The sequence below is a fragment of the Clostridiisalibacter paucivorans DSM 22131 genome (assembly GCF_000620125.1).
Classification (GTDB): domain Bacteria; phylum Bacillota; class Clostridia; order Tissierellales; family Clostridiisalibacteraceae; genus Clostridiisalibacter; species Clostridiisalibacter paucivorans.
The window spans coordinates 22659-32175 of record NZ_JHVL01000041.1 but is presented as its reverse complement, the minus strand read 5'-3'; the positions used below and the strand labels follow the sequence as shown (position 1 = coordinate 32175).

Sequence of the window (9517 nt, the reverse complement as noted above, 5' to 3'; positions counted from 1 at the left end):
AAAGACTTAATCGTTCAATTCAAGCTGAAGGAATATTTTCATATATAAAATCAGGAATGAGATATTTAAGATTTAGACATAGGAGTATGGAAAAAATCGTTGCAGAGATGAAATTATTAAGTTTTGCCATAAATATAAAAAAATTAAGTAATAAAATGAAATCTAATAAACTGGGTTTCGTGAAATATAAAGAGGCAATTTAATTATAAAAAATATAATAAATAGAATAAACCTTAAAAATATTTAAGTTTTGTTTGCTATACCTAAAATTAGGCTAAGAAAAATATATTTGAATTTATTGAAACTTAGGTACTTCAGTTGTTAACTTGAACATAATAAAAGAGGTGTTTCATAACTGATTAATCAGTTATGAAACAGCCCCAATAATAAAGAAGCACTGATGTATCTTTCTAGGATATATGTTGAAGAGTGGTTAAATCTTAGAGAATTTTGATTATACCTTAGTTTTATGATTATAAAAATGAAAGAATTTAGTTGACATATTAGACAAGTAATATTATAATGACTAAAAATAATATAAAATAAAACTTTGATTAAGGATAGTAGATATATTAAAAAATTATAGAGAGTTCGGGGTGGTGGAATCCGAATATTTGATAATATATTGAATGGGCTTATGAGTTGGAGCTGAATTATAGTAGGCAAACACGGTACTCTCCCGTTATAGAGATAGGATATCGGATATTTATGATAGTCCCGTATCTGAAATAAGTGGTTACAATTGTAATTATTGAGGTGGTACCGCGGTGTAAATAATCGTCCTCTATATGCGTATATGCATATAGGGGATTTTTTATTTTATATTATTGTTAAATTTTAAGGGGGTAAATAAAAATGATTAGAAAAAGTGATGGATATTTTGGAGAGTTTGGTGGGGCATATGTACCAGATGAATTAAAGGAGATACTAAAGGAAGTGGAAAATAAGTTTTATGAGTGTATGGAAGATGATAAGTTTTTAGAAGAACTTAAATATTATCATAAGCAGTATATAGGTAGAGAAAATCCTCTATATTTTGCAGAAAAGTTAACTGAAAAAGCAGGTGGAGGAAAAATTTATTTAAAGAGAGAGGATTTAAATCATACTGGTGCCCATAAGATAAATAATGCTATTGGTCAGGCGCTTATAGCTAAAAGGATGGGTAAAAAAAGAGTAATAGCAGAAACGGGAGCAGGACAACATGGAGTTGCTACAGCAACAGCTTGTGCATTACTGGATTTGGATTGCACTATATATATGGGTGAAGTAGATACAAAACGGCAATCATTAAATGTCTTTAGAATGGAATTATTAGGGGCAAAGGTAATCCCTGTAACTAGAGGAACGGCTACTTTAAAGGATGCTGTAGATGAAGCATTGGAAGATTTAATTAAAAATGCTGAAAATACTTTTTATTTGTTAGGTTCGGCAGTGGGCCCTCACCCATATCCTACAATAGTAAGAGAGTTCCAATCCATTATAGGAAAAGAGGCTAGAAAACAGATATTAGAGGTGGAAGGGAGATTACCTAATTATGTAGTAGCATGTGTAGGCGGTGGAAGTAATGCAATAGGTATTTTCCATCCCTTTGTAGGAGACAAAGATGTAAAGATCATAGGTGTAGAGCCTGCTGGGAAAGGGTTAAATACTTGTGAACATGCTGCTTCTATATCTAAAGGGAAAGTGGGTATTATTCATGGTTTCAAATGCTATACTCTTGAAGATGAATGTGGAGAGCCATTGCCAGTATACTCTATAGCAGCAGGGTTAGACTACCCAGGAATAGGTCCAGAACATAGCTACTATAAAGCCAGTGGAAGGGCAGAGTATGTATCGATAACTGATAAGGAAGCAATAGATGCATTCATGTTATTAAGTAATAGTGAGGGCATAATTCCTGCAATAGAAAGTGCCCATGCCATAGCATATGGAGTTGAACTTGCTAGGAAGCTTTCCAAGGATGATATAATTATAATCAATCTGTCTGGTAGAGGGGATAAAGATGTGGAACAAGTAAAGGGTATGCTAGAAAAGGGAATTTTAGATTATTGAAAAATATACAGTAAAGTTATTAGTAAGTAGCTAGTAGTTATTAGTTTAATGATGAAATCCATAGGATTTCCACCATCGACTACGAACTACTAGCTACGAACTACTAACTAATAATATCTCTTACTATCTTTATATTCTTCCACTATCCTTAGAGTCTCGCCGAATCTTTGATAGTGTACAACTTCTCTTTCTCTTAAGAATCTTAATGAGTCAATCACTCCAGGGTCGTCACTTAGATTTATAAGGTGTTCATAGGTTGCTCTAGCCTTTTGTTCTGCTGCCATATTATCATGAATATCTGCTATGGGGTCATCCTTTGATTGAATAAAGGTAGCAGTCCATGGAACTCCAGCTGCATCATGGGGGAACGGACTTTTTCCATGATTTGCATAATGGGCTTCAAAGGGAGTGCCTTTGATTTTTTCTATGGGGGCATCTTTTATAAGTTTCCAAACTATAGTACCAATCATTTCCCAGTGGGCTAGTTCCTCTGTACCTATATCTGTAAGGATTCCTTTTGCTTGATCAGTGGGCATAGACCATCTTTGGGTGAGGTATCTTATACCAGCAGATAGTTCACCATCAGCTCCACCAAATTGTTCTAAAATCATAGCTGCTAGGGTAGGGTTACATGAATCTACCCTTATTGGGTATTGTATCTTTTTCTCGTATATCCACATAATTTAACCTCCTTAATTACATCCACAATAGTCTATTTCCCAAGGCCAAGGACTCTTAATATATTGCCAAGGGCAATCACTCATTTGTGAATTTCTTATGGGGCCATACTTAGAAGTATACATATCTTCTATTTCTTTACATCGTTTTGAAAAGTCGTTATGAAGTCTAAGGGCCCTCTCATCTGTTGGATGAGTATCTAAATATAGAGCTGTCTCAAGGAGACAGAACTCTATTTCCATCAATTTTACTAATAAATCTAACTGTTCTCTCCTCATATATATTACCTCCTAACAATCCTTTCTGCTTTTTTTATAGGGCATAAATAATTCAGGAAAGAGAGTCCCTCTGCATAGAGCCTCTCTAGGTGTATAGATTCTATTTAAGACTTGATATGGCACATAGGCATGGGCCAATTTATATTTTGGTCTCATATTTGGCTCATAATAATGTTGTCGTTGACTATAATAATCATTCATATTAGATTCCTCCCAAAGTATATTTCTTTATAGTAATATACTATGAGATAAAAGTTTTATTGTGATGATACAAAAAATAAAAAAAGATGGAATATATTATTCCATCACAGTTAACGAGAAAAGTTAGTAGTTAATGGTTAATACCTACTAACTAACTCTACTTATATCTATATAATACTATCGAAAGCGAGACACCTTTGAAGCTTATTTCTGCCTTATCTACCATCATTCCCACAAGGCTTAGCTCTGTATCTGTATCACATTCACCAGTAAGCTCCCAATAGTATGCTTCCATTTCGGGCTGACGAGGTTGATTTAATAACTCAGATATTTTTTTCACTCTAAAATCAGAGCAGTCTATATTATCAACTTTACAAGATATTTTGAAGTATTCATCTTGATCGCTGATGGAGACGTCTATATTTTTGGCACCTTTAGTAAAGAAAAAAGTAGTAAGTTCGTCTAAAATTTTAGAAACTTTTTTAATCTCGTGTTTCATTTAGGAAACATCCTCCTTTTATTTTATACTATATTATATATGATAATTAGTCTTTAGTGAAGGCATCCATTATTGGAGTCAAAACACCTGCTACTATACCTCCAGCAAAGCCATTGTTGTATAGATTTATCCCACCATGGAGATACCCCACATTCATAACTACAGACAAATGGAGAAAACCTGTCAATATACCTACACCCCAACCATATGTTCCAGGAATAGGGGCCAATGTGGTACCGAATAGTCCAGCAATAATAACTGCGGTGGAATTTGGTTCCCAGAGCTTTGTAAGTGTAGCCATATACACTCCAAGGAGTATTGGAATTGTATTTTTAGGGTGCTTACCAAAGGCACTAAATCCCATAACTGTTAATATACCACCTATAATGGGGCCATTTATTATACCACCAGACATAATTATATAAATCAATGAGATCATTCCCATGATTCCCATATTAATAAAGGTAATTCCATATGAGGTCAATTGGGTAAAATCTGTTACTGTTCTTCCAGAATACCATAATAATTCTCTATATCCATTTAAACTTTTTCCATTCATCCAATAACCAATAAAAAGTAATAATAAAGAAAAAAATGTAAAAAACAATTTAAAAAAGAGATCATATTCTTTTGAAATTATCATTTGAGCTTCTATAATTGCACCATAACTTCTGAGAATGGATATAATCACAGTACCTATAACTCCTGCAGTAAATCCTACATTATAGAGATTGTATCCGTCGTGAAATCTTATCATATGAGAGGCTAAAGTAGGCAAAATGAATCCTGTTAATATACCCAAGGTTATTCCTACTAATAATGCGATGGGATCAGAAAGGGTTGTTCCATACATCAATTGACTAACTAATGGAGCTAAAGCAGTACCGAACATGATTATTAGAGCGATACTCTTAAATTTAACACCTTGATGTTTACAATAAAGATATCCACCGATATATATAGGCCAAACATTTACAATATTTTTACCGAAAAAAGAAAAACCAGCTATTGTAAAAATGGCAGCAATAGGTAATCCAGTTATTTTAATATTTAATTTATAGAGTATATATATATTTATAAGGGTAAGAATAGCCGAATTTATTAATGTGGCTCCAGCACCTCCAACAGCTATATAATCGGTTAATAATAAATCTGGATTTATTACTATTTGATATAGTCCTTTGATTATATTGGTAGGAGAATCGAAATAAAAGGCCAAAATAATAAACATAAGGGGTAGAAAAGATAGGATAGAAATCTTTTGTTTTTCATCCATTTTTAATTTTCTTTGTATCAAAAAATCACCTCTCTATAGAAAATATCATTTTATTTTAATATAATATAATTACTTGGTAAAATCAAGATAAAGTATTCTTAATGACAATTAGAAAAAGCCAATTCAGGATATGATTTAATATTGACATAGAGATGTCAATATTGTAATATTCAAATATAAAGATGTATAAGAGGTGATGACTTATTAATGAAATAGATAGACAAAGAGATGTATTAGAGCAAAAGGCACAGCTTTTAAAGGCAATATCTCATCCTGTAAGATTGTGTATAGTAAAAGGGCTTATGGAAGAACAGGGAAGAAATGTGTCTAAGATGCAGAGTTGTTTAGCTATTCCCCAATCTACTATCTCTCAGCATTTGTCTAAATTAAAAGCTGCAGGTATAGTAGAGGGCGTAAGAAATGGGATTGAAGTTCAATACTATGTAGTAGATGAAGACGTAAAAAAAATTATAGCTGCACTTTTTTAAAAATAAAATATATGATTATTTGATTATGTGATTATATATTTTTTGTTTAATATATATCATTATGGGTATTAAATATATTGTGTGTGAATAATAGATTTTAATAAATTAATAATAAATTAAGGAGGATGTATAAATATGAATGATATGACTGCTCAAAATTTGAGATCAGCTTTTGGAGGAGAAAGTCAAGCTCATATGAGATATAGAGTATGGGGTAAAAAGGCTGAAAGTGAGGGATTCCCTAATGTAGCTAGACTATTTAGAGCTATTTCCTATGCAGAAGAGGTACATGCTACCAATCATTTTAGGGCTATGAAGGACGTTAAAGGTGATTTCTCTGTGACTTCTGGCGCTGGATTTGGCTTGGGACCAACATCTGAAAACCTTCAAGGTGCTATAGATGGAGAAAACTATGAAGTGGGACAAATGTATCCAGCATTTAAGGCTGTGGCTGAAATGCAAGGGGAAAAACAAGCACTTATTTCTATTAGATATGCATATGAAGCAGAAAAGACCCATGCTGATTTATTTGCAAAGGCAAAGGATGCAGTAGACCAAGAAAAAGATTATGAAATAGGAGATATACAAGTTTGTGATATATGTGGGTATACTGTGGAAGGGGATGCCCCAGACAAATGTCCAATCTGTGGTGCAAAAGCAGATAGATTTACAGCATTTAAATAAGATCATATAATAGTGGACTATAGTGTCCACATTAGTTTAATGGCAGAGATATAAAAGTAGTTAGTAGTTGGTAGTTAATGGTGGAGGTCTTATAGATTCCAGCATTAAGCTAACTACTAACTTTTTTTATATCTCTATAAATTCTAGAAAATAGTTCTTTGTTTTATATTCTTGTCATAATTGTATCTTTGTTAATAATCTAGATGGACTATAGTGTCCGCTTTTTTAAATTTGAAGGAATTTGATATATTGGGTTAGAAATAATACATATAGAAAATAAAAATTAATAGGAGGGGTTTTATTTGAAAAGGTTGATTTACATATTATTAATATTTGTATTAATTTTTTCTGTTATAGGGTGTTCAAATAATACTGGAATAACAGAAGATGCTACATTAAATGTAGCCACATTGAAAGGACCTACAGGTATGGGCATGGTTAAATTGATGGAGGATAATGAGAGTAAGGAGAATAATATCAATTATAATTTTACAGTATTAGGTGCACCCGATGATATGATAGGTAAGATTACCAATGGAGAGGTTGATATTGCAGCAGTGCCTAGTAATATGGCAGCTGTACTATATAATAAAACTGAAGGAGAGGTGAAATTAGCTGCTATAAATACCTTGGGAGTATTATACGTATTGGAAAATGGAAATGAAATAGAAACTGTTGAAGATTTAAAGGGTAAGAAAATAAATGCCAGTGGTAAGGGTGCTACTCCAGACTATGCATTGAGTTATATATTAAAAGAAAATGATATTGACCCAATGAATGATGTAGAAATAGATTTTACGTTACAGCATAGTGAGTTAGCAGCAGCTGCTGCATCTGGAGATGTTAATATTGCATTATTACCTCAGCCCCATGTAACTACTGCAATTATGAAAAATGAAGACTTGAGGATTGCCCTTGATATGACGGAAGAGTGGAATAAGGTAACAGAAGGCAATAGTCAATTAGCCATGGGATGTATTGTAGTAAGGAAGGAATATGCTGAAAACAATAAAGAAATAGTAGATAATTTCTTAAAAGAATATGATAATTCAGTACAATGGGTAAATGAAAACAACAAAGAAGCGGCAGACCTTATAGAGAAGTTTAAGATATTACCAAATGCTGCTATAGCACAGAAGGCATTGCCTTATAGTAATATAGTATATATTGATGGTCAAGAGGCTAAAGATATGGTGGATAAATTTATAAGGATACTATATGATTTCAATCCAAAATCTGTTGGAGGAAAAATTCCTGATGAAGGATTATACTATTAAGATAAAACAAATTTTAATAAATACAGGAGTTATTATATTTTGGATACTGATATGGGAGATATTATATCTGATTATAAATAGGGAATTATTTCTCCCTTCTCCCATGGGAGTATTTTTAATGCTTAAAAAATTAATATTTAGTGGTGGATTCTGGATTTCTGTATTGATATCTGTCATTAGAGTGATTATTGGATTTATGATATCTGTAATTTTAGGGTTAATACTAGGTGTTTTATCTGGTATTAATAAATATATATATACATTCATATATCCTGTAATGAATACCATAAAATCTACTCCAGTTATGTCATTTATTATTATTGCATTATTGTGGTTTTCTTCGGGAAATGTGCCTATATTTATAGGTTTTCTCATATGCTTTCCAATAATATGGACCAATGTGGTTCAGGGGGTAAGAAATGTAGATAATGAACTTTTGCAAATGGCAAAGGTTTATAGGGTTAAAAGAATGTCCATTCTAATGAAAATATATATACCCTCAATAATTCCATATTTTGCAGCAGGAAGTATGACATCATTAGGATTGGGGTGGAAGGCTACTGTAGCAGCAGAAGTATTAAGTAATCCCAAGTATTCTATAGGGGCCAATTTATATAATGCAAAGGTATATTTGGAGACCCAGGAGCTTTTTGCATGGACATTGATGGTCATAATCTTGAGTATATCTTTTGAAAAAACTTTTTCTTATTTTATAAATAATTTGACATATAAAAAACAGCGAGGATGATACAGTTGAATATTGAATTGGATAAGCTAAATAAAAAATATAATAATGTAAATGTATTAGATAAATTTAATATGTCCTTTAGAGAGAGTGGAGTAGTATGTATTTTTGGACCATCAGGTTGTGGGAAAACTACATTATTAAATATTATTACAGGCATAGAGTCTTATGACAGAGGTTTTATAAAAGGTATAAAAGACATTACATTTTCTTATATATTTCAAGAAGATAGGCTATTGCCATGGGATACTGCAATGGAGAACATTATTTTTGTATTGAAGAACGAATTAGATTGTGGACAAAAAATAGATATAGCCAATGAGTACCTAGAAAAAGTAGGACTAAAAAATTTCGGGAATACATATCCTCATGAACTAAGTGGAGGAATGAAAAGAAGGGTTTCTATAGCTAGGGCATTGGCATATGATGGAGATATTTTGATAATGGATGAACCCTTTAAAGGATTGGATTTAAATATAAAGAAAAGATTGATAAATCTAATTTTGAATAATTGGAAAAAACAACAGAAGCTATCTATATTGGTTACCCATGATATAGATGAAGCCCTTATTATGTCTGATGAAATTTTTGTAGTTACGGGACCGCCTATGTTTATATTAGATAAAATTGGGATAAATATACCACAAGACGAAAGAAATGAATATAATTTGAGTGTATATAGGAAAAAATTAGAATCATATATTGCATATTAAACTGAAATATTGCATTTCATACACTACATTATGCATTCGATACAAAAAGTATAAACTTTCATAAAGTTATGAACTAAAATGGAATTAAATAGTACTTTCATACTATATAGAGATAGTGGTGATATTATGGAATTTAAAAAGTATAAGGATAGTATAAAAAAAAGACTATCTAAAAATTTCGATATAACAGAAGATTACAGATATAATGATTTAACCTTCGATATGTACGCTAAATATAATTTGAGAAACGAAAGATATATGGTTATGAAATCAGCAACTATATATGCCTTTGAGAATAATGAACATTGTTTTTTAAAGTATTTTGATAGCCTAGATTTGTTTAGCTTAGATAGATTTATTGATGTACTTAAAGATCTAGTTCAATTTCATGTAAAACCTGATGAAGAACATATGTCTTCCATGATTACAGGCATAATAGTAACTAAAGGTCAAATTGCTCAAGAAATATTAGATAAAGTAAAAAAATTCAAATATCATAAAGGTTTTGCATTTGGCCTAAAAGGATGGGTAGACATAAGGTTAGTACTGGTTTGTGTAGATGATGAAAAGGTTTTAACTAGTAAAAAGGCTAAAAAGGTTGGTAAATTTTATCAGCCTTAAAATAA

13 protein-coding genes and 1 other annotated feature are annotated in these 9517 nt (G+C 31.7%); of the genes, 8 read left to right on the top strand and 5 right to left on the bottom strand.

Annotation, left to right across the window (positions count from 1 at the left end; all coding sequences use genetic code 11):
* Both Q326_RS18265 and trpB read left to right on the top strand, forming a co-directional pair.
* Positions 1–203: transposase (locus Q326_RS18265; protein WP_026895503.1), on the top strand; the 203-nt coding region annotated here is incomplete at its 5' end.
* A gap of 338 nt (positions 204–541) precedes the next feature.
* Positions 542–788: a binding site (T-box leader), on the top strand.
* 67 nt (positions 789–855) lie between these two features.
* A complete protein-coding gene (gene trpB, locus Q326_RS0111330) occupies positions 856–2052 on the top strand; it encodes a tryptophan synthase subunit beta (RefSeq protein ID WP_034601980.1) in 1197 nt (398 codons plus the stop codon).
* 107 nt (positions 2053–2159) lie between these two features.
* Here trpB and Q326_RS0111325 read toward each other — a convergent pair whose 3' ends face one another.
* The 5 genes from Q326_RS0111325 to Q326_RS0111305 all read right to left on the bottom strand — a co-directional run bounded on the left by Q326_RS0111325 (position 2160) and on the right by Q326_RS0111305 (position 5005).
* Complete coding sequence (locus Q326_RS0111325; protein ID WP_026895501.1) at positions 2160–2732, bottom strand: manganese catalase family protein; 573 nt, start codon at positions 2730–2732, stop codon at positions 2160–2162.
* 12 nt (positions 2733–2744) lie between these two features.
* Positions 2745–3008, bottom strand: coding sequence for a spore coat protein CotJB (locus Q326_RS0111320; protein WP_026895500.1), 264 nt, complete (start codon positions 3006–3008; stop codon positions 2745–2747).
* A 12-nt stretch (positions 3009–3020) separates the two neighbouring features.
* Complete coding sequence (locus Q326_RS0111315; RefSeq protein WP_026895499.1) at positions 3021–3209, bottom strand: spore coat associated protein CotJA; 189 nt, start codon at positions 3207–3209, stop codon at positions 3021–3023.
* A 157-nt stretch (positions 3210–3366) separates the two neighbouring features.
* Complete coding sequence (locus Q326_RS0111310) at positions 3367–3708, bottom strand: hypothetical protein (protein ID WP_026895498.1); 342 nt, start codon at positions 3706–3708, stop codon at positions 3367–3369.
* A gap of 46 nt (positions 3709–3754) precedes the next feature.
* Positions 3755–5005, bottom strand: a complete 1251-nt coding sequence (locus tag Q326_RS0111305; protein ID WP_026895497.1) for a DUF1576 domain-containing protein — start codon at positions 5003–5005, stop codon at positions 3755–3757.
* A gap of 182 nt (positions 5006–5187) precedes the next feature.
* Here Q326_RS0111305 and Q326_RS0111300 point away from each other — a divergent pair, with 182 nt between their 5' ends.
* From Q326_RS0111300 to Q326_RS0111275, 6 genes are all read left to right on the top strand, one after another.
* Complete coding sequence (locus tag Q326_RS0111300) at positions 5188–5472, top strand: metalloregulator ArsR/SmtB family transcription factor (RefSeq protein ID WP_051531410.1); 285 nt, start codon at positions 5188–5190, stop codon at positions 5470–5472.
* 135 nt (positions 5473–5607) lie between these two features.
* Positions 5608–6156 carry a rubrerythrin family protein gene (locus Q326_RS0111295; RefSeq protein WP_034601978.1) on the top strand — a complete coding sequence of 183 codons (549 nt, stop codon included), beginning with the start codon at positions 5608–5610 and terminating at the stop codon, positions 6154–6156.
* A gap of 302 nt (positions 6157–6458) precedes the next feature.
* Positions 6459–7433: an ABC transporter substrate-binding protein gene (locus Q326_RS0111290; RefSeq protein WP_026895494.1), complete on the top strand. Its 975-nt coding sequence runs from the start codon at positions 6459–6461 to the stop codon at positions 7431–7433.
* Entirely contained in the window at positions 7414–8181 is a 768-nt protein-coding gene (locus tag Q326_RS0111285; protein WP_034601975.1) for an ABC transporter permease, read from the top strand. The genes Q326_RS0111290 and Q326_RS0111285 overlap by 20 nt, the downstream gene beginning before the upstream one ends.
* Before the next feature lie 5 nt (positions 8182–8186).
* Complete coding sequence (locus Q326_RS17205) at positions 8187–8891, top strand: ATP-binding cassette domain-containing protein (protein ID WP_245592093.1); 705 nt, start codon at positions 8187–8189, stop codon at positions 8889–8891.
* 126 nt (positions 8892–9017) lie between these two features.
* Positions 9018–9512 carry a DUF8052 family protein gene (locus Q326_RS0111275; RefSeq protein WP_026895492.1) on the top strand — a complete coding sequence of 165 codons (495 nt, stop codon included), beginning with the start codon at positions 9018–9020 and terminating at the stop codon, positions 9510–9512.
* Positions 9513–9517 lie beyond the last annotated feature (5 nt).

Bases quoted from the DNA above. Each gene is read 5' to 3' on its own strand.
- trpB (WP_034601980.1), top strand. From the start codon at position 856: ATGATTAGAAAAAGTGATGGATATTTTGGAGAGTTTGGTGGGGCATAT.
- Q326_RS0111325 (WP_026895501.1), bottom strand. From the start codon at position 2,732: ATGTGGATATACGAGAAAAAGATACAATACCCAATAAGGGTAGATTCA.
- Q326_RS0111320 (WP_026895500.1), bottom strand. From the start codon at position 3,008: ATGAGGAGAGAACAGTTAGATTTATTAGTAAAATTGATGGAAATAGAG.
- Q326_RS0111315 (WP_026895499.1), bottom strand. From the start codon at position 3,209: ATGAATGATTATTATAGTCAACGACAACATTATTATGAGCCAAATATG.
- Q326_RS0111310 (WP_026895498.1), bottom strand. From the start codon at position 3,708: ATGAAACACGAGATTAAAAAAGTTTCTAAAATTTTAGACGAACTTACT.
- Q326_RS0111295 (WP_034601978.1), top strand. From the start codon at position 5,608: ATGAATGATATGACTGCTCAAAATTTGAGATCAGCTTTTGGAGGAGAA.
- Q326_RS0111285 (WP_034601975.1), top strand. From the start codon at position 7,414: ATGAAGGATTATACTATTAAGATAAAACAAATTTTAATAAATACAGGA.
- Q326_RS0111275 (WP_026895492.1), top strand. From the start codon at position 9,018: ATGGAATTTAAAAAGTATAAGGATAGTATAAAAAAAAGACTATCTAAA.